The 17,741-nt window shown below is 72.3% G+C and carries 18 protein-coding genes and 2 pseudogenes; 12 read left to right on the top strand and 8 right to left on the bottom strand.

The features are described 5' to 3' along the window. The first annotated feature begins 73 nt into the window (after positions 1-73). Entirely contained in the window at positions 74-454 is a 381-nt protein-coding gene (locus tag AB0F81_RS38620; RefSeq protein ID WP_360206034.1) for a VOC family protein, read from the top strand. Here AB0F81_RS38620 and AB0F81_RS38615 read toward each other — a convergent pair whose 3' ends face one another. Next, positions 455-940 (bottom strand): ROK family protein, encoded by a 486-nt coding sequence (locus tag AB0F81_RS38615; protein WP_360206031.1) that lies wholly within the window; start codon positions 938-940, stop codon positions 455-457. On the opposite strand from AB0F81_RS38615, the gene AB0F81_RS38610 reads away from it, so the two are divergent. Genes AB0F81_RS38610 through AB0F81_RS38595 form a run of 4 tightly spaced genes read left to right on the top strand, consistent with a single transcriptional unit; the run spans position 887 to position 2,296 of the window. Then, positions 887-1,249, top strand: a complete 363-nt coding sequence (locus tag AB0F81_RS38610) for a hypothetical protein (protein ID WP_360206068.1) — start codon at positions 887-889, stop codon at positions 1,247-1,249. The two genes, AB0F81_RS38615 and AB0F81_RS38610, sit on opposite strands and share 54 nt — an antisense overlap. Before the next feature lie 2 nt (positions 1,250-1,251). Next, the gene (locus tag AB0F81_RS38605; protein ID WP_360206028.1) at positions 1,252-1,395 is read left to right on the top strand and encodes a hypothetical protein; all 144 of its coding nucleotides are present in this window, start codon (positions 1,252-1,254) and stop codon (positions 1,393-1,395) included. 49 nt (positions 1,396-1,444) lie between these two features. Then, positions 1,445-1,786, top strand: coding sequence for a metalloregulator ArsR/SmtB family transcription factor (locus tag AB0F81_RS38600; protein ID WP_360206025.1), 342 nt, complete (start codon positions 1,445-1,447; stop codon positions 1,784-1,786). Positions 1,787-1,789: 3 nt separating this feature from the next. Beyond that, a complete protein-coding gene (locus tag AB0F81_RS38595; protein WP_360206023.1) occupies positions 1,790-2,296 on the top strand; it encodes an SRPBCC family protein in 507 nt (168 codons plus the stop codon). A 146-nt stretch (positions 2,297-2,442) separates the two neighbouring features. On the opposite strand, the gene AB0F81_RS38590 is transcribed toward AB0F81_RS38595, so the two are convergent. Then, a complete protein-coding gene (locus tag AB0F81_RS38590) occupies positions 2,443-2,766 on the bottom strand; it encodes a helix-turn-helix domain-containing protein (RefSeq protein ID WP_360206021.1) in 324 nt (107 codons plus the stop codon). 202 nt (positions 2,767-2,968) lie between these two features. Between AB0F81_RS38590 and AB0F81_RS38585 the strand changes: the two genes are divergently transcribed. Further along, positions 2,969-3,823, top strand: coding sequence for an SDR family oxidoreductase (locus tag AB0F81_RS38585; RefSeq protein ID WP_360206019.1), 855 nt, complete (start codon positions 2,969-2,971; stop codon positions 3,821-3,823). A gap of 297 nt (positions 3,824-4,120) precedes the next feature. Here AB0F81_RS38585 and AB0F81_RS38580 read toward each other — a convergent pair whose 3' ends face one another. The 3 genes from AB0F81_RS38580 to AB0F81_RS38570 form a co-directional block, all read right to left on the bottom strand. Further along, positions 4,121-5,098 carry an ABC transporter permease subunit gene (locus tag AB0F81_RS38580; protein WP_360206017.1) on the bottom strand — a complete coding sequence of 326 codons (978 nt, stop codon included), beginning with the start codon at positions 5,096-5,098 and terminating at the stop codon, positions 4,121-4,123. Positions 5,099-5,183: 85 nt separating this feature from the next. After that, positions 5,184-6,056 carry an ABC transporter ATP-binding protein gene (locus AB0F81_RS38575; RefSeq protein ID WP_360206014.1) on the bottom strand — a complete coding sequence of 291 codons (873 nt, stop codon included), beginning with the start codon at positions 6,054-6,056 and terminating at the stop codon, positions 5,184-5,186. After that, positions 6,053-6,448 carry a GntR family transcriptional regulator gene (locus tag AB0F81_RS38570; RefSeq protein WP_046568276.1) on the bottom strand — a complete coding sequence of 132 codons (396 nt, stop codon included), beginning with the start codon at positions 6,446-6,448 and terminating at the stop codon, positions 6,053-6,055. Before AB0F81_RS38570 ends, AB0F81_RS38575 begins: the two co-directional genes overlap by 4 nt. A 119-nt stretch (positions 6,449-6,567) precedes the next feature. Here AB0F81_RS38570 and AB0F81_RS38565 point away from each other — a divergent pair, with 119 nt between their 5' ends. The 4 genes and pseudogenes from AB0F81_RS38565 to AB0F81_RS38550 all read left to right on the top strand — a co-directional run bounded on the left by AB0F81_RS38565 (position 6,568) and on the right by AB0F81_RS38550 (position 13,276). Beyond that, positions 6,568-9,240 (top strand): AAA family ATPase, encoded by a 2,673-nt coding sequence (locus AB0F81_RS38565; RefSeq protein ID WP_360206009.1) that lies wholly within the window; start codon positions 6,568-6,570, stop codon positions 9,238-9,240. Between the two features lie 44 nt (positions 9,241-9,284). After that, positions 9,285-10,124, top strand: a pseudogene (locus tag AB0F81_RS38560) (helix-turn-helix domain-containing protein); the annotation flags it as partial. A 1,524-nt stretch (positions 10,125-11,648) separates the two neighbouring features. Then, complete coding sequence (locus AB0F81_RS38555) at positions 11,649-12,482, top strand: alpha/beta hydrolase (protein WP_360206065.1); 834 nt, start codon at positions 11,649-11,651, stop codon at positions 12,480-12,482. After that, positions 12,479-13,276: an alpha/beta fold hydrolase gene (locus tag AB0F81_RS38550; RefSeq protein ID WP_360206007.1), complete on the top strand. Its 798-nt coding sequence runs from the start codon at positions 12,479-12,481 to the stop codon at positions 13,274-13,276. Before AB0F81_RS38555 ends, AB0F81_RS38550 begins: the two co-directional genes overlap by 4 nt. 42 nt (positions 13,277-13,318) lie before the next feature. Here AB0F81_RS38550 and AB0F81_RS38545 read toward each other — a convergent pair whose 3' ends face one another. Both AB0F81_RS38545 and AB0F81_RS38540 read right to left on the bottom strand, forming a co-directional pair. Further along, positions 13,319-14,749, bottom strand: a complete 1,431-nt coding sequence (locus AB0F81_RS38545; RefSeq protein ID WP_360206004.1) for an EAL domain-containing protein — start codon at positions 14,747-14,749, stop codon at positions 13,319-13,321. 49 nt (positions 14,750-14,798) lie between these two features. Next, positions 14,799-15,335 carry a hypothetical protein gene (locus AB0F81_RS38540; protein ID WP_360206001.1) on the bottom strand — a complete coding sequence of 179 codons (537 nt, stop codon included), beginning with the start codon at positions 15,333-15,335 and terminating at the stop codon, positions 14,799-14,801. A 170-nt stretch (positions 15,336-15,505) separates the two neighbouring features. On the opposite strand from AB0F81_RS38540, the gene AB0F81_RS38535 reads away from it, so the two are divergent. Then, complete coding sequence (locus AB0F81_RS38535; RefSeq protein WP_360205998.1) at positions 15,506-16,666, top strand: alkaline phosphatase PhoX; 1,161 nt, start codon at positions 15,506-15,508, stop codon at positions 16,664-16,666. Between the two features lie 81 nt (positions 16,667-16,747). Here the strand turns inward: AB0F81_RS38535 and AB0F81_RS38530 are convergent, their stop codons facing one another. After that, entirely contained in the window at positions 16,748-17,242 is a 495-nt protein-coding gene (locus AB0F81_RS38530; RefSeq protein ID WP_360205995.1) for a hypothetical protein, read from the bottom strand. Positions 17,243-17,547: 305 nt separating this feature from the next. On the opposite strand from AB0F81_RS38530, the pseudogene AB0F81_RS38525 reads away from it, so the two are divergent. Further along, positions 17,548-17,741 (top strand): annotated as a pseudogene (locus tag AB0F81_RS38525) (4'-phosphopantetheinyl transferase); the annotation flags it as partial.

Raw genomic sequence — 17,741 nt, 5'->3', positions numbered from 1 at the left:
ACCGATCGAACCAGGCGCGGGTGCGACGGAGCACGCGGCGCCATGTCGACCGGCCTGCCGTTATGGTGATCGCGTGGCAGCTCGCATCACCGAACTGGTCCTCGACGCGCACGATCCTGAACTGCTGGCGCGCTTCTGGTGCGAGGTGCTGGGCTATGTCGAGCTGCAGCGCGACGGCGACAGCATAGAGATCGGGCCACCCGGCGCCGGTTTCGGCGGTCCGCAACCCACGCTCGTCTTCAACCGCAGCGACGAGCCCAAGGCCGGCAAGTTGCGGCTGCACATCGATGTGAACGCCACCGACCGCGACCAGGCCGACGAGCTGGAGCGGTTGTTCGCGGCCGGCGCTCGCAGCGCCGACATCGGGCAGACCGGCGCCGAGTCGTGGCATGTGCTCGCCGACCCCGAGGGCAACGAGTTCTGCCTGCTGCGCCGGCGGGTGCCCGAGGTGTAGTCACCGGTCGACGAGCAGCGACTCGATCGCCCCGAGCGTTTCCGCGTCGGCGCCGAGCTCGGCGCGGGCCACGGTCAGGCCGGTGGCCGCGCTGGGCGCGCCATGGCGCCGCAGCGCCTCGGTGACCCCTTCGACGACGTACGGGCCGGGTTCGGTGAAGCGGCCGCCGACGACCACCACCACGGCCGGGTTGAGCACGTCGCAGAGCACCGCCACGGCGCGGCCGATCATGCGGCCGGCGTCGTACAGGGCGCGCTGTGCCGGCCTGCGCCCGGCGGCCGCCATGCGCAGGGTGGTCTCGGTCGGCGGGCCGTGCTCCTCCAGGACCGCGCCGAATCGCTGCGGGGCCATGAAGGTAGACAGGCATCCTCGCCGGCCGCAGAAGCGGCGTGGTCTGCACCCGACTGGGGACTGGTCACCGACGCCGAGATCATGGGCGAGCCGATGGCCGCCCGCGCGTGGGGCGTCGAACAGCTCGACCGGCACACCCGCGTGCTGCGCATCCTCGAGGCGGGCGCCGACCAGCTCGGCGGCGAGCACTGCCCGGAGCTGATCGTCGACCTGGTCGAGCAGGGCCGGATCACCGAGGCCGGCATCGACGTCTCGGCGCGCCGAATCCTGCGCGACAAGTTCCGGCTCGGGCTCTTCGACGAGCGCCGCCTCGTCGACCCGGAGCAGGCCGCCGAGGTCGCCGGCCGGGCTGCCTTCCGCTCCGCCGGGCTGGACGCCCAGCGCCGCTCGGTCGTCGTCCTCGCCTCCTCCGTGCTGCCGCTCGCCGAGGGCTGCGCGGTGTAGACGTGCTCTTCGGCCGCTCCCCCGCCACCGGGACCCTGCCGTTCGAGCTGCCGTCGTCGATGGCCGCGGTCGAGGCGTCACGCGAGGACGTCCCGAACGACACGGAGGACCCGCTGTTCCCGTACGGACACGGTCTCTGCCTCTGACGGACGTCCGGCTTGACGTTTTCCCATATGGGAAAATAAAGTTTCTGCCATGGCACGAGCAGCGACGACGTCGGACGCGTTCAACGCGATCGCCGAGCCGCAGCGCCGGGACATCCTGGCGCTGCTGCGCGGCGGCGAGTGGCCGGTGACCGACCTGGCCCAGCAGCTCGGGATGAGCGCGCCGCGGGCGTCCAAGCATCTGCGGGTGCTCCGCGAGGTGGGACTGGTGCGGGTCCGCGGGGTGGGCAAGCAGCGCCTCTACGGCCTCGACGCCCGCGGGCTGCGGCCCATCCACGAGTGGGTCGGCGGGTTCGAGCAGTTCTGGGCCGGGAGTTTCGACCGGCTGGACTCCTACGTGCAGGACCTCAAGCAGACACGGCAAGGGGAGTAAGAGATGGCAGACGCACAGCAGGCAGCGCGGGCGCAGCCGTCGACCGCCGACCGGGAGATCGTGATCTCCCGGAGCATCGACGCCCCGCGCGAGCTGGTGTTCGAGGCGTTCACCGAGGTCCGGCACCTGTCGCACTGGTGGGGCCCGGAGGGATTCACCACCACCACGCGGTCCTTCGAGTTCCGCCTGGACGGCGTGTGGGACTTCGTGATGCACGGGCCGGACGGCACCGACTACCCGGAGTGGATCACCTGGACCGAGATCGTCGCGCCGGAGCGGATCGCGCTGCTGCACGGCGAGTCCCGCGACGATCCGAACGCCTTCACGACGGTCCTGACCTTCGAGCCCGACGGCGCGACGACCCGGATCGTGATGCGCACGGTGTTCCCCACCCGGCAACTGCGTGACGACGCGGTCGCGAAATACCACGCGATCGAGGGCGGCCGGCAGACCCTGAGCAGCCTGGCGGCGTACGTCTCGGAGTTGCTCCGCAGGGGTGCGCAGCGCTGATGGCCGCTTCCAGCGGTTCGTCGACAACGCGAAGGCCCGCGACGCCATGCCCTCCTGAAAAGGCACGGCCCGACCGGGTGGCTGGCTCCGGCCACCACAGCCGGCCGGGTCCCGGCGAGATCACCCCGCTTCTCCGGAGGCGCCCGCTATTTTCTGGTGCGCTCGTCGTACTTCCTGCGGGCGTCGACAACTTCCTCGATGTGCTGCGTTGACCACTCCGTGAGCGCCTTCAGGGGACCGCGCAGGGTCTGGCCGAGCGGCGTCAGCTCGTACTCCACACGGATCGGGGCCTCCGGATACACCATCCGCAGGATCAGCCCGTCGCGTTCGAGCGTGCGCAGCGTCTGGGTGAGCATCTTCTCGCTGATCCCCCCGAGCTGCTGCCGCAGCTGCGTGAACCGACGCGCCCCATGCCTGCCGAGCTCGCCCATCACCAGGACAGCCCATTTGCTGCCGATCTGGTCGAGCACGTCACGCGAGGGGCAGCCCCGCGTATACGGGTCCCACGATGGTGTGGACTCGCTCACTTCCCGGACCGTCGCCACAAACCTCACCTGGATCCTTTCGCCCAGGTGGGCACCTTACCCGAAAGTTCGCCCTTACCAAAGGAGAGCGACCAGGTCATCGTGGGTTCACGTCGCGGAAGGCCCGCGGCAGAAAGGTGTAACCGCCATGTCGATCGTTGTCACTGCAGCCTCCGGAAATCTGGGCCGGCTCACCGTCGAAGCGCTGCTGACCCGTGGGGTGCCGGCCTCCGAGATCGTCGCGACCAGCCGTGACATCAGCAGGATCAAGGACTTCGCCGACCGCGGTGTCGAGGTCCGCCGGGCCGACTTCGCGGAGTCCGACAGCCTGCCCGCAGCCTTCGAGGGCGTGGACAAGCTTCTGCTGATCTCCACCACGACCCCGAGCGAGCGCGTCGCCAACCACCGCCGCGCCATCGACGCCGCGGTGGTGGCGGGCGCGTCGCTGGTCGCGTTCACGAGCATGCTGCACGCGGACACGTCCACCACCAGTCTTTCTCCCACCCACCGGGCCACGGAGGAGTACTTGCGCGAGCGCCTCCCCAGCGTGATGCTGCGCAACGGCTGGTACCTGGAGAACTACACCGACCAGCTCCCGCAGGTACTGCAGGGCGGAGCGCTCGTCGGGGCCGTCGGCCAGGGCAGGATCAGCGCTGCGACCCGAGCTGACTACGCCGACGCCGCCGCGGTCGTGCTGACTACCGAAGGCCACGACGGCAAGGCGTACGAGCTGGGCGGCGATGAGGCCTTCACCCTGACGCACCTGGCCGCGGCAATCTCGGCCGCGACGGGCAAGCGGATCGGCTACACCGATCTGCCGGTCGACGAGTTCGCCCAGGTGCTGGTCGACGCGGGCGTGCCCGCCGAGCTGGCGCAGGTCCTTGCGGACGCCGACCGCGCCATGAGCCACGACGAAATGTTCACCGACTCTGGCGACTTGCGGCGCCTGATCGGACGGCCGACGACGACCCCGGCGGAAGCGATCGCCGCCGCCCTCCGCTGACCGGGCGGCGCTGCGCCAGTGACCGCGGCCAGGTCGGACTTCACGCCGTTGAGGTATCGGTTGATGCCGGGCAGGTCCGCCGGCGCCTTGGGCGATCATCTCGTGGACCAGGGCATGGTGTGCTTTGCGGCGTTGCGCCATCGCTCCCGTCAGTTCTGGAGCTGCTGCAATGCCCTCGTCGATGGCGGCAGCGGGCTGGTCGATCAGGCATTCTCGGTGTCGTCTCGCGAGGCGATCGACAGCCGGTCGTCGGCGTGGCGGGCGGCGGCGAAGGTGCGCAGCGGCCCGAACCTGGTCCTAGATCAGACGGCGCCGCACCCGCCACACCACCACACCGATCAGGACCGCCGCGACGGCGACGAACAGGGCCGCCTCGATGAGCTGGAACGTCCAGAACCGGTCGGCCGGGTGGTAGACCCCGAACTGCTGGATGCCCCGCGCGTGCAGGAACTGGTTAAGGTTGGTGCCGGCCCGGTTGGCGGCGTCCTCCAGTTCGTAGTACTCGGTCAAGCTCAGCCTGCGCCCGGCGGCGTCCGCGTAGCCGCGTTCGATCGTCCAGTCGGCGACGCTGGGCACGGGCCCGTTCCCCGCCTGGTTGGTCGAGCCGCCGACCGGGACCGGCTCGGTGGCGGTGAGCGGCGTGGCATACGCGGGACGGGCCAGCAGCCCCACCGCCATCCGGGCGGCGAGGAACGCCCCGAACGCGACGCCGAACGCGGGCAGGCTGCGCCGCAGGAGCGCCCCGGCGGCGGTGGCGACACCGAACGCGAACAGCGCGTACGCCACCGGGACCAGTCCCTCCAGGTCGAAGGCGTCGTACTGGAACCGGCCCTCCCACGCGTCGAACGGCTGACGGAACCAGGTGAGCACCGCGGTGAACAGCGCGGTGAGGATGACGGTGACGCCGGCCAGGGCCGCGAGCTTGGCCGCCAGCCAGCGCAGCCGCGGCACGGCCTGGGTCCAGGCGAGCTGCCAGGTGCCGTCCTCCAGTTCGCGCGCGAGCAGCGGCGCACCGAGGAACGCACCGATGACGACGGGGACCAGGTAGAAGGCCGCCAGCAGGTTCTCGACGTACCCGTACTCCTCGTCGAGCCGGCGGAAGGAGGCCGCGCAGGCCTCGCTGACGCCGGCCTCTCCCGCACACCGGGCGGGACCACCGGGGAACAGGTCGTGGGCCTGCGTCCCGAGCACGAGCAGGGCGATGCCGAACAGGCCGACGAGCAGACCCAGGACGCCGACCTCGGCCCGGTGCTGGCGCCAGATCAACCACGTCATGCTGTGCCGCCCTTTCGCATGCCCTTCCGGTCCTCCCCCGCGCCCTGCGTGCGCAACTCGCGTGCCTGCCACTCGGTGCGGGCGGTCATGCCGCCACCCCCGACGGGCGCAGGTACGCCAGCACCAGCTCCTCCAGCGCGACCGGCTGGGCCTGCCACCCGGGCGCCGCCGGGAGCGCGCCGTCACGCACCAGCAGGGTCGTGTGCCGGTCGCTGTGGACGGCCTCCACGACGGTGCCGGCCCGGTCGAGGTCGTGGGCCGTGCGCGGGCCGACGAGCAGCCGGTGCTCGGCGAGGAGCGTGTCGATGTCACCGGTGAGCGTGACCCGGCCGTGGTTGAGCACCACCAGGTGGTCGCAGACGCGCTCCAGCTCGTGCACGACGTGGGAGGAGAACAGGACGGTCACCCCGCCCTCGGCCACCGCACCCATGAGGACCTGCATGAACTCGTGCCGCGCCAGCGGGTCGAGGCTGGCCACCGGCTCGTCGAGAACGAGCAGGTCCGGCCGCTTCGCCAGGGCCAGAGCCAGCGCGACCTGGGCCTGCTGCCCGCCGGACAGCGTGCCGGCCCGGCGGTCGAGCGGGATGCCCAGCTTCGCCAGCCGGCGTTCGGCCAGCTGCTGGTCGAACCGCAGGTTGCAGGCCCGCCCGAAGCGGAGCATCTCGGCGACGGTGAAGCGCTTGTACAGCGGGTGGTCCTGAGCCAGGAACCCGACCCGGGACAGGGTTTGCGGGGTGCTGGCGGTGACGTCCTGGCCGAGGACCTCCACCGTGCCGGTGCTCGGCGCCAGCAGTCCGACGGCCAGGCGCAGCAGCGTGGTCTTGCCCGCGCCGTTCGGCCCGACCAGGGCGATCACGCCGCCCGCCGGCAGGTTCAGGGTGCAGTCGCGCAGCGCCCAGCCCTTCCGGTACCGCTTGCCCACACCGTCGGTGCGCAGCGCGAACTCGGTCGCTGTCACGCCACGTCCTCATTCCTCGTCTGCTGGTGGACGGAAGTGAAAAGCGCGTCGACCGCCTGCTCGTCGAGGCCGGCCGCGTAGGCGCGGCGCAGCCAGGTCGCCAGGCCGCGGCGCAGCGACGTGTACGTCGACGCCGACATCGCGGCCGACTGCTGCTCGTTGACGAACGTGCCCTGGCCGGGCCGGCCGGTGACCAGGTTCTCCTGCTCCATCTGCCGGTACGCCTTGGCGACGGTGTTCGGGTTGATCGCCAGGTCCTCGACCACCTCGCGGATGAGCGGGAGGCGGTCACCGGGCTGAAGGAAGCCCAGCAGCACCGCCTGTCGGACCTGCTGGACGAGTTGCAGGTACGGCGGCACGCCGGAATGGGTGTCGAGCCGGAAGACGAACACGGGAGCCCCTTACTGCTTTGCTAGGAACATAGTAAAGCAGTAAGGCGGTGGTCAAGAGGGCCGCCGGCCCCGCACACGCCTGCGGACGATCCTCACCAGCCGCTCCCTAGAATGATCTCGTGATCATCGGCCGCCGATCGGAGACGCGCCGCCTGGCGGCTCTGCTGGACAGCGCCGGCGACAACGGCGCGCTGGTGATCCGCGGTGAGGCCGGCATCGGCAAGTCCACCCTGCTCACCCACGCCATCACCACCGCCACGGCCCGCGACCATCAAGTCCTGCAGACCGCGGGCGTCCAGGCGGAGGTGCACATCCCGTACGCGAGCCTGCACCGGCTTCTGCGCGCCGCCCCCGACCTGTCCGGCAGCGCGGTGGAGATCCTCGGCTCGCCGGACACGCTCCCCTACCGGGCCGGCGAGGCGCTGCTCGACCTGCTCACCCACGTGAGCACCCCGGTGCTGATCACGGTCGAGGACCTGCAGTGGCTCGACGAGAGCAGCTGGGAGGCGCTCGCCTTCGCGGCGCGGCGACTCGGGGCGCAGCGGGCGGCGATGGTGCTGACGGCGCGCGACGGGCCGGACGTGAACCGGCGGCTCGCCCGCGCCGGCCTGCCGGAGATCCGGCTGGAGCCGCTGGAGCCCGGTGACGCGCGGGCGCTGCTCGACCGGGTGGCGCCGCACCTCAACCCCCTGCTCGCGGTCGCGGTGCTGGAGGCAGCGCAGGGCAACCCGCTCGGGCTCGTGGAACTCGGCGAGGCGGCGGCCCGCTCCGGCGGCTCGGCGCTGCTGCCCAACCGGGTGCCGCTGAGCGAACGCCTGGAGCGGACGTTCTCCGGCCTGGTCGCCGAACTGCCGCCGGTGACGCGTTCGCTGCTGCTGGTCGCGGCCGTCGACGACGGCGACGACCTGGACGAGGTGGTCCGCGCCTGCCGTCACATCGAGCCGGGACCGGTCCACGCCGAGGACGCCGACCCGGCCGTGGCGACCCGTCTGGTGCACATCGACGACCAGTTCCGTGTGCGGTTCCGGCATCCACTGCTGCGCTCGGCGCTCGCCCAGTCGGCGACCTCGGCGCAACGCCGCCAGGCGCACGCGGCGCTGGCCCGGGTGCTGGCCGGCGACCCGGAGCGCAGCGTGTGGCACCGGGCGGCGGCCGCGGACGGGCCGGACGAGCTGCTCGCCCGCGAGCTCACCGCGACGGCGACGCGGGCCCGGCACCGGCAAGCCGCCGCGATCGCCCAGACGGCGTTCGAGCGGGCGGCCCGGCTCAGCGAGGATCCGGCCGCACGCGGACACCGGCTGCTCGCCGCCGTCGACATGGCATCGGAGCAGGGCGACAACACGGCGAACAGCCGGCTGCTGGAGGAGATCCGGCCGCACGAGCTGAGCCCCGGCGACCGGGCGGTCTACGAGTTCCTCATCGAGGTCTACCACGGCAGCCGCTGGTCCGGCGGTGACCGGCTGATCAGCCTGGCGGACGCGATCGACGCGCAGGTGGCCGCGGGTGACACCGACCGGGTGGTGCGCCTGCTCGACACCGTCGCGCTGCGCACGTTCTTCTCCGAGCCGGACCCGGCCGTCATCGACCGGCTCGTGACGGCGATCGACGCGGCGACGGCAGCGTCGGACGATCCGCTGCTCACCGCGTACCTCGCGCTGATCGATCCGGTCGGCCGGGGTGACCGGTGCCGGCGCCGGATGCGGGAGCTGCTGGTGGCCGGCACCACCGACCCCTACACGACGTATCAGCTCGGCCTCGGCGCGGGAGCGACCGGCGACCTGCCGATGTCCACCGAGTTCCTGGCCGGCGCCGCGATCGGCCTGCGCGCCCAGAACCGGCTCGGCGTGCTCTACCGGGCGCAGATCCTGCACGCGTCGCACGCCGGCTATCTCGGTGACGCGCGCACCGCGCTGGCCCTGCTGCCCGAGGCGGAGGCATTCGCCCGCGACAACGGTGACCGCAACTGGCTGCCGACCGCCTGGACCGCCACCGGCGCGGCACTGGCTCTGCGCGGTGACCTGGTCGCGGCCGAGGAACGGGCAGCCGCGACCGAGGCGGCGCTGCTGCCGCTGGGCCGCAACCCGCTGCTCGCCGGGGTGCGGCAGATCCGCGGACTCGCAGCCCTGGCCGGCGGGCGCCCGGCGGAGGCGTTCGCCGAGTTGCGGCGCGTCTTCCACCCGGCCGACGACGCGTTCCACCTCTACACCGGGTTCTTCTTCGTGGGGCACCTGGCCGAGGCGGCGGCCGCCTGCGGCGCGCTCGGTGAGCTGCGGCGCGTCGTCGAGCAGCTCGCCCCGCTCGCCGAACAGTCACACTCCCCCGCGCTGCTGGCCGGTCTCAGATACGCGCACGCGGTGCTCGCCGACAGCGCCGAGGCGTGGGACAAGGCGGTCGGCGAGGAGCTGACCGGCTGGTCGTTCGAGCAGGCACGGCGCCAGCACGCGTACGGCTCGTGGCTGCGCCGGCGCCGGCGTCCCGCCGATTCGCGGCCGCTGCTGCGCGCGGCCGCCGCCACGTTCGACGCGCTCGGCGCGACGGCGTGGGCGGACCGCTCCCGCGACGAACTGCGCGCCTCCGGCGAGTCGCTGCGCCGCCCGGCGGGGGCCGCGCCGGAGCTGACGCCGCAGGAGACCCGGATCGCCCGGCTGGCCGCCGAGGGCCTGAGCAACCAGCAGATCGGCGAGCGGCTGTTCCTGTCACCGCGCACGGTCAGCACGCACCTGTCGCGGATCTACCCGAAGCTGGGCATCCGGTCCCGCGCCGAGCTGGCCCGGGCATTGCGGATTACATAGTCTGACGTACGCGAGCGGGCTACTCGGCTTCCTAGGTTCAGGACATGCCTCTGGGGGAACGCCTTCGCCGATCCCGGCACCACGCCGGACTGACCATGGAACAACTGGCCGAGGCGTCCGGCGTGAGCGTCCGGGCGATCAGCGACCTGGAACGCGGCCACATCCGGGCGCCGCAGCCGCGCACTCTCGCGGCGCTCGCCGCGGCACTGGGCATGACCGCCGGCGAGCTGCGCCGGCTGGAGGAGGACGCCGGCGCGTTGCGCCGGCATCAGGCCGCGGCCCGGCCGCGGCTGTGCGAGCCGCCGCGCCCGGTCACCGATTTCGTCGGCCGCGCCCGCGAACTCGCGCTGGTCCGTGGGCACGCGGCCAGAAACCATGGGGTACGCGGACAGGCACCCGCCCCCGTGGTGCTGATTCACGGGCAGCCCGGCATCGGCAAGACCGCGTTCGCGGTGCACGCGGCCGAACAGCTGGCGGACGCGTACCCGGGCCGTCACCTGCATGTGGATCTGCGTGGGGTGGATCCGGAGCCGCCGGCGCCCGGCGAGATCGCCGCACGGCTGCTGCGGGCGCTGGACGTGAACCCGCGCCGCATCGCCGACTCCCACGACGACCGGTGCAGCCAGTTGCGCGCCACCCTGCGCGACCAGGCCTGCCTGCTCGTGCTCGACAACGCGGCCGACGAGGCGCAGCTGCGGCCGTTGCTGCCCGGCGCCGGGCCCAGCCTGGTCCTGGTGACCAGCCGGCGGATGCTCGGCGGTCTGGAGGGTGTGCTGCGCATCGGGATGTCGCCGCTGGACGCGGACGAGTCGGCGGCGCTGCTGCGGGCCATCGCCGGGCAGGCCGCGGACCCGGCCGCCGACGACGACGTGGCGACGGTGTCCCGGCTGTGCGGTCATCTGCCGCTCGCGCTGCGGATCGCCGGCACCCGGCTGGCGAACCGCGCCGGGTGGACGGTCGGCCACCTGGTGGCCCGGCTCGCCGACGCGGACCGGCGGCTCGCGAACCTGCACACCGGCGACCTCGGGGTGGCCGCGGCGTTCGCGCTGTCGCACGCCCAGCTCTCCGGCGAAGGGCGGGCGCTGTTCCGCCGGCTCGCGCACGTGCCCGGCCTCGACTTCACCGCACCGCTGGCGGCCGTGCTGACCGGCGCCGAGCCGGACGACGCCGCGGACCGGCTGGACGAACTGGTCGAGCTGGGACTGCTGCAGCACGTGGGCGCCGACCGGTACCGCTTCCACGACCTGATCCGCCTCTTCGCCAGGGAACGGCTCGCCCTGGAGGAGCCGGCCGGCGCCCGCGCGGCGACCCGCGAGCGGATGGCGCGCTGGCTGCTCGCGACCACGATCGTCGCGGGCCGCTGGTTCGAGCCCGGCTACGGGTCGCTGCCCGACGGCTGGTCCGGGCCGGTGCCGCTGGCCACGCTGGAGGAGGCCGGGGCCTGGCTGCAGGCCGAGGCGGAGAACTGGCTGGGCGCGCTGCGGATCGTGACCGACGACCGCCTCGTCGTCGATGTGGCCGAGGCACTGCACTGGTTCTCCGACACGATGCTGGTCTGGCCGGGCTGGTACGAGGTCTACCGCCGCTCCCGCGACGCCGCCGCCCGCCTCGGCGACCGCCACCTGGAGATCGTGCACCTCAACTACTTCGCCTGGGCGGCGTCGGCCTGTGCCCGCCGCTTCGACGAGGGCTGGGCGTCGGCGTGGGCGGCGCACCGGCTCGCGGTGGCGCTCGGCGACGCCAAGGAACAGGCCTGGGCGCTGCAGTACGCGGGGCTGGCCGCCCGGTGCAGCGGCCGGCTGGAGGACGCGCTGCACGCCTATCAGCAGGCACGGGAACCGGTCGACCGGGCCGGGGACCACGACGGCTACCTGCAGTTGCTCACCGCGATCGGGCTCACGCTGAGCGGGCTCGAGCGGCACGAGGAGGCCCTGGACGCCTACCGTGCCGTGCTGCGCGAGGTGCGACTGCGCCCGGTCGCGCCCCGTCCGGCGCTGGCCGCGACCGCGACCAGCCGGGCCGCGGCCGCCTACACCCTGGCGTGCCTGCAACGCTGGGCGGACGCGCTCGGGGAGATCGAGCACGCGGCGCCGCCGGCCGCCCGGTTCGGCGGGCCAGGCCCGCTGAGCCACCTCCATCTCGCCCGGGGACTCGTGCACGCCGCAGGGCGCGACCGAGCGGGCCCGCGCCGAGCTGACCCGGGCCGTCGCGCTCGCCGAGGGCACCGTCCACACCACCCTGGAGATGCAGGCCCGCTCGGTGCTGGCCACGCTGGGCAGCTGAGGGGCACAAGTTCTGCCGGTCGTCCCGCCTGGGCTCCCCCGGTCACCGCTGGTTGCATCGGAGTACGGCATCGCCCGTACCCGAGGAAGGTTCTTGTTCTTGATCTCTCCCTGGAAGGACCCCCGATGAGCTTCGTGACCACCTCCGACGGCACCCAGATCTTCTACAAGGACTGGGGCGCCGGCCGGCCGGTCGTGCTCAGCCACGGATGGCCGCTCAACGCCGACAGCTGGGAGGCGCAGCAGCTGTTCCTGGCCGAGAACGGCTACCGGGTCATCGCGCACGACCGGCGCGGGCACGGGCGCTCGACGCAGACCTGGCACGGCAACGAGATGGACACGTACGCTGACGATCTCGCGTCGTTGATCGACGCCCTTGATCTTCGCGAGGTGACCCTGGTCGGCTTCTCGACCGGCGGCGGGGAGATCACCCGCTACATCGGGCGGCACGGCACCGCACGGGTCGCGCAGGCCGTCCTAGTCTCGGCCGTCCCGCCGCTGATGGTGCGCCGCGACGACAACCCGGCCGGCGTCCCGATCGAGGTGTTCGACGGCATCCGGGCCGGCTCGCTGAAGGACCGCTCGCAGCTCTACCGCGACCTCGCCGACGGCCCGTTCTTCGGCAACAACCGGCCCGGCACCGACGTCGCGCAGGGCATCCGGGACGCGTTCTGGCTGCAGTCGATGGCCGCCGGGCACCGCAACGCCTACGAGTCGATCGCCGCGTTCTCGGCCACCGACTTCCGCGACGACCTCGCCGCGTTCGACGTGCCCACGCTGGTGATCCACGGCGACGACGACCAGGTCGTGCCCTTCGAGGTCGGCGGCAAGGCGTCGGCCGCGCTGGTCAAGGGCGCCGAGCTGATCGTCTACCCGGGCGCACCGCACGGCATCACCGACACCCACAAGCAGCAGCTCGGCGACGACCTGCTCGCGTTCCTGAACGGATACTCCGCATGAGCACGATCGTTCTGATCCACGGTCTCTGGGTCACGCCGCGCAGCTGGGAGCAGTGGATCCCGTACCTGACCGCGCGGGGCCACCGGGTGATCGCACCCGCCTACCCCGGCTTCGAGGTCGAGGTGGAGGCGCTGCGGGCCGACCCGTCCGTGATCGCCTCGCTGACCGTCCCGGAGACGGTGGCGCACCTCGAGAAGATCATCACGGATCTGCCGGAGAAGCCGATCCTGATCGGTCACTCCTTCGGCGGCACGCTGACGCAGCTGCTGTTGGACCGCGGGCACGGCGCGGCCGGCGTGGTGATCGACTCGGCGCCGCCGGAAGGCATCCACGTGACCCCGCCGTCGCAGCTCAAGTCGCTCTTCCCGATCCTCAACAACCCGGCGAAGCGGCACCAGGCGGCCGGGTTCACGCCCGAGCAGTTCCACTACGCGTTCACCAACACGCTGGGACCCGAGCAGGCCCGCGCCGCCTACGACCGGTACGCGATCCCGGCGCCCGGCAGCTGGGTCTGGTCCTACGGCCTGATCGCCAACTTCAAACCCGGCAAGCAGGAGACCTGGGTCGACTTCCACAACACCGATCGGGCGCCGCTGCTGTTCATCGCCGGCGGCAAGGACCACATCATGCCGCCGTCGGTGAACCGGTCCAACGCCGCCCACTACAAGGCGCCCGGCACGATCACGGACTATCACGAGTTCCCCGAGCGCTCGCACTGGACCTGCGCGGAACCGGGATGGGAGGCCGTCGCCGACTACGCCCTCGACTGGGCCGCACGGCACGCCCGCAGCTGATTCGGTGCTCCCGCTGAGCGGTCGCCGCGCACCGGTGGCCGCTCAGCGAACTGCCGCATCGGCAACCGGCGCCGGCGACCTCAGCTCGGACGCGGGCGCCGGCCGGGCCAGGTGGTAGCCCTGCGCGGTGCCGACCCCGGCGCGGGCGAGAACGGCCAGCTCGGCTGCGGTCTCGACGCCCTCGGCGACGACGGTCATGGTGAGCGACGCGGCGAAGCCGGCCATCGCGGTGACCAGCGCCTGGCGGGCGACGTCATGGTCGATGCCAGCGACGATCCCCCGGTCGAGCTTGATGATGTCGGGACGCAGCCGCAGGATGTGCTGCATGGAGGCGTAACCGGCGCCGGCGTCGTCGACGGCGAGCCGGACACCGATGCGCTTGAGCCGCTGCACCGCCAGCGCGAGCGTCTCGTAGTCGCTGACCGCGGCGTGTTCGGTCACCTCCACCACGATCCGGGCAGCGGCCGGCCCGAGCCCGGCGAGCAGGCCGGCGAACCGGTCGTCGAGCACGGTCTGCGGGTCGGCGTTCACCGACAGGTACGCCCCGTCCGGCAGGCACGGCAGCTGCCCGACAGCCAGAGCGATCGCGTGCAGTTCCAGGTCGGGGCCGAGCCCGGCCTGCCACGCCTCGGCGAACCACGCGTCGGGCGGACGGTAGGGCTCGGCGGAGAACCGCGACAGCGCCTCCACACCGACGATCCGGGAACCGTCGATCTCCATGATCGGCTGGAAGTGGATCTGCAGGGCTGCCGGATCCCGCAGCACCTGCTCCACGTGCATGCGGGCCGCACTGCGGCGCGCCCGCTCGGCCTGCTCGGCAACGGCCGCGGCCACCTCGGCGGTGACGTCGACGGTGAAACCCTGATAGGTGAGGACGGTTCCACGCTTGCCCCGCACCGGGATGGCGCTGGAACGCACGTACCGGATGCCACCGTCACGGTGCTTGACCCGGGTCTGCCAGTCGCGCCAGCCGTCGGTCAACCGGCTCTGCTCGATGCCCGCGAGCACCTCGGCCCGGTCCTCGTCGAGGACCAGCAGGTCGAGCGCGTCACGGCCGATGACCTCGTGCGGTTCGTAGCCGAGCAGCTCCCGGACACCCGGGCTGGAGAACACGATCCGGTTGTCGGCGTCGACGCGCCACACCCAGCCGGGCGCGGTGGCGACGGTGTCGCGGAACGCGTCCACCGCCTCCTGCGCGGTATCGGCCAGCGCCCGGTGGACCCGCACCAGCCGCACCGCGGTCACCGCGACGACCGGCAGCCACAGCCCACCGGCCAGCGCCAGCCACTCGTCACGCTCCGGAACGTCGCCGTCGAGAATGACGTCCGACCAATCCCAGAAGTAGGAGCCCATCGACAGCAGCATGCTCACGGTCAGCACGACGACCGCCGACGACACCACCCGGCGGGTCCGGGCGATACCGGACCACGCTCGCGACACCGAGTCGGCCGGCGGCTGCGGCTCACTGATCACGATCGGACCATCGGCCACCGGGCGTCGAAGTTGAGTGTGCCGGCGGCCGTCATCGCGGCGAGAGCCGGACGGCCGACAGCTCCCGGTCCCCCGCGTCGCGGGCGGAGACAGCCGGCGGCCGGCGCGCGGACCACACCACGACCAGGCAGCCGTGGTCCGGAACCGGCAGCCGCCGGCGGCCGTCGACCACGACCGTCGCCACGTCCGCTCCGGCGAGCAGCTCGGCGGTGCGGATCCACGCCGGGCGGTGTGCCTGGTCGCGGACCGACGCGCCGCCCATCGGCACGATCCAGCCCGGGGCCAGGTCGGCGCGCAGCCGCAGGAACGCCACGCGAGACCAGGGTTCGCCCGAACTCGAGCCGCCGCCACCCCGGTAGCGCCACGTCGCCTGTCCGTCGCGCACCAGGATGTGCGTCTCGTCCCAGAAACAGGCCACGCCGCGGCGCACGAATCGAGCGGCCGCGACATCACCGTCGACGTCCACGGCCAGCGGGGCGAAACGCCGGCGGCGGCTCAGCGACACCGGCCGGTCCGGCAGGCCGTTGGTGATCAGCTCGCGGCTCTCCGCCTCGAAGTCGTACGCCATCGCAGCAACATATGCCGTTCCCGCCCCGGGATCGCGGACCCGAGCGAAACCGCCCGAGCATCATTGATATGCGGCGATTTATAGCGTCGTTCACCGCGCGCTTCGCCGCCGGACAGCAACGCCGGGCTTGCTGAAACCTCCACACCCCGAACGGGACTCCAGGAGGTTTCATGGATCGGCGATCACTGCTGCGCGCCACGGTGGCCGGCGCGGGCGGTCTGGCCCTGCCCTTCACCGCATGGTCGTCCGCGTACGCCGCACCGGCCCAGAATGCGACCGGGCCGTACGGCCCGCTGCAGGCCGCCGACGCCAACGGCATCCAGCTGCCGGCCGGCTTCACCAGCAAGGTCATCGCCCGGTCGCGGCAGGTGGTGCCGGGCACCTCGTACGTCTGGCACGACGCCCCGGACGGCGGCGCGGTCATCCCGAACGGCAGCGGCTGGATCTACGTGTCGAACTCGGAGACGAGCGCGTCCGCCGGCGGCGGGGCGTCGCGGATCCTGTTCGACGCGAACGGCACCGTCACCGGCGCCTCGCGGATCCTGTCCGGAACCAACCAGAACTGCGCGGGCGGCAAGACCCCGTGGAACACCTGGCTGTCCTGCGAGGAGATCAGCCGGGGCCAGGTGTGGGAGACGTACCCGCTCGGTGGCACCGCCGTGGTCCGCCCGGCGATGGGCCGGTTCAAGCACGAGGCCGCCGCGGCCGACCCGGTCCGCAGGGTGATCTACCTGACCGAGGACGAGACGGACGGCAGGTTCTACCGGTTCGTGCCCACCTCCTGGGGCAACCTGTCGGCCGGCACGCTGCAGGTGTTCAAGGCCGGCACCGCGACCTCCGGCTCGTTCACCTGGCAGAACGTGCCCGATCCGGACGGCTCCCCGACCGCGACCCGTTACCAGGTCTCCGGGTCCAAGTCGTTCAACGGCGGCGAGGGCTGCCATTACGCCAACGACACGGTCTGGTTCACCACCAAGGGCGACAACCGGGTGTGGCAGGTCAATCTGACCACCAACACCTACGAGCTGGCGTACGACGACAACCTGGTCAGCCCCGGATCCGCGCCGCTGACCGGGGTGGACAACGTGACCAGCTCGTCGTTCGGTGACCTCTACGTCGCCGAGGACGGCGGCAACATGGAGATCTGCCTGATCAGCCCGGACGACAAGATCTCGGTGTTCCTGCGGGTGACCGGGCAGGGCTCGTCGGAGCTGTGCGGCCCGGCGTTCACCCCGGCCGGCAACCGGCTGTACTTCTCCTCGCAGCGCGGCACGTCCGGCTCGTCCTCCGGCGGGATCACGTACTGCATCACCGGCCCGTTCCGCACCTGACGGCCGGGCGCCCCGCGCTGGTCCCGGCCCGCACCGTCGAGGTGCGGGCCGGGCAGGCGCCGGGGCGGGCCGGTGGCGTCGTCAGCCGATCTTCAGCACCAGCATGACCTTGTCGTCCGAGCAGGACTCATGCGGCGCCTTGACGTACGAGGTGATCCCGGTGACGTCGACGCCGCTGAGGCTGACCTTCTTCTCATCGGTCACCGAGGTGACCTTGCCGCTGTCGGACTCGCGCAGCTCGATGGTGTCCGGGCTCGACTTGTCGATCCAGGCGTTGTCGGCTGGCCAGACGAGCGCGGTCCGCTCCTTCTGCGGTCCCGACAGATAGGCGCAGTACTGGTCGAAGTGGAAGGTGACGTCCTTCTCGCTGGCGGCCGGGCGTCCGGTCGCCTGGTCGAGGGCCATCGTCGCGAGCCGGGGATCGATCACTCCCGACGCGGCGGGAGCGCCCGGGGCCTGGTTACCGGTGGCCTGCACCGGTGCCACCGGCGCTACCGGGGCGTCCGAGTTCGAGCATCCGGTGGCCGACAGCACCATGATCGCGGCAAGGGCAGCAAGCGCCCGAGTGTTGGTCATCTCTCTCCGATGTCGTCCGATGGGCACGCTTCCGGCCCCGCCCACCCCGAATAAGGTCAACCTGCTCGACCGTGACGCCGCTCTGATCACCGCGGTCACGCATCGTCACGAATCCGGTCCGGCAGCCCGGATGCTGCCATTGTGGACACGCGGAACACCGTACCCGGAATCGGGCACCGCGGGTCGCACAGTTGGACGCCCGCCGACTGTCGCATGATGGTCACGTTGACGACCTCTCTGCTCACCGTCGGCGACCGGCATGGCCGTCCGCTGACGGTGCGCACCGACCAGCGGGACGGTCCGGTTTGATCGAGAAGCTGTTGCCGGCCTCGGTCGTCGTGGTGGAGGCGTTCGAGGACCTTCCACACGAGCGGCCCTTCCCGGGCGAGGAGGCGTACGTCGAGCAGGCCGTCGCCACCCGGCGCGGTGAGTTCGTCACCGCGCGGCGCTGCGCCCGGCAGGCCCTGGCCGCGCTGGGCCGCCCTCCGGCGCCGATCCC

Source organism: Actinoplanes sp. NPDC024001 (genome assembly GCF_040638955.1).
GTDB lineage: Bacteria > Actinomycetota > Actinomycetes > Mycobacteriales > Micromonosporaceae > Actinoplanes.
Note: the sequence above shows the minus strand (reverse complement) of the source record. Positions and strands in the feature narration are given on the sequence as shown.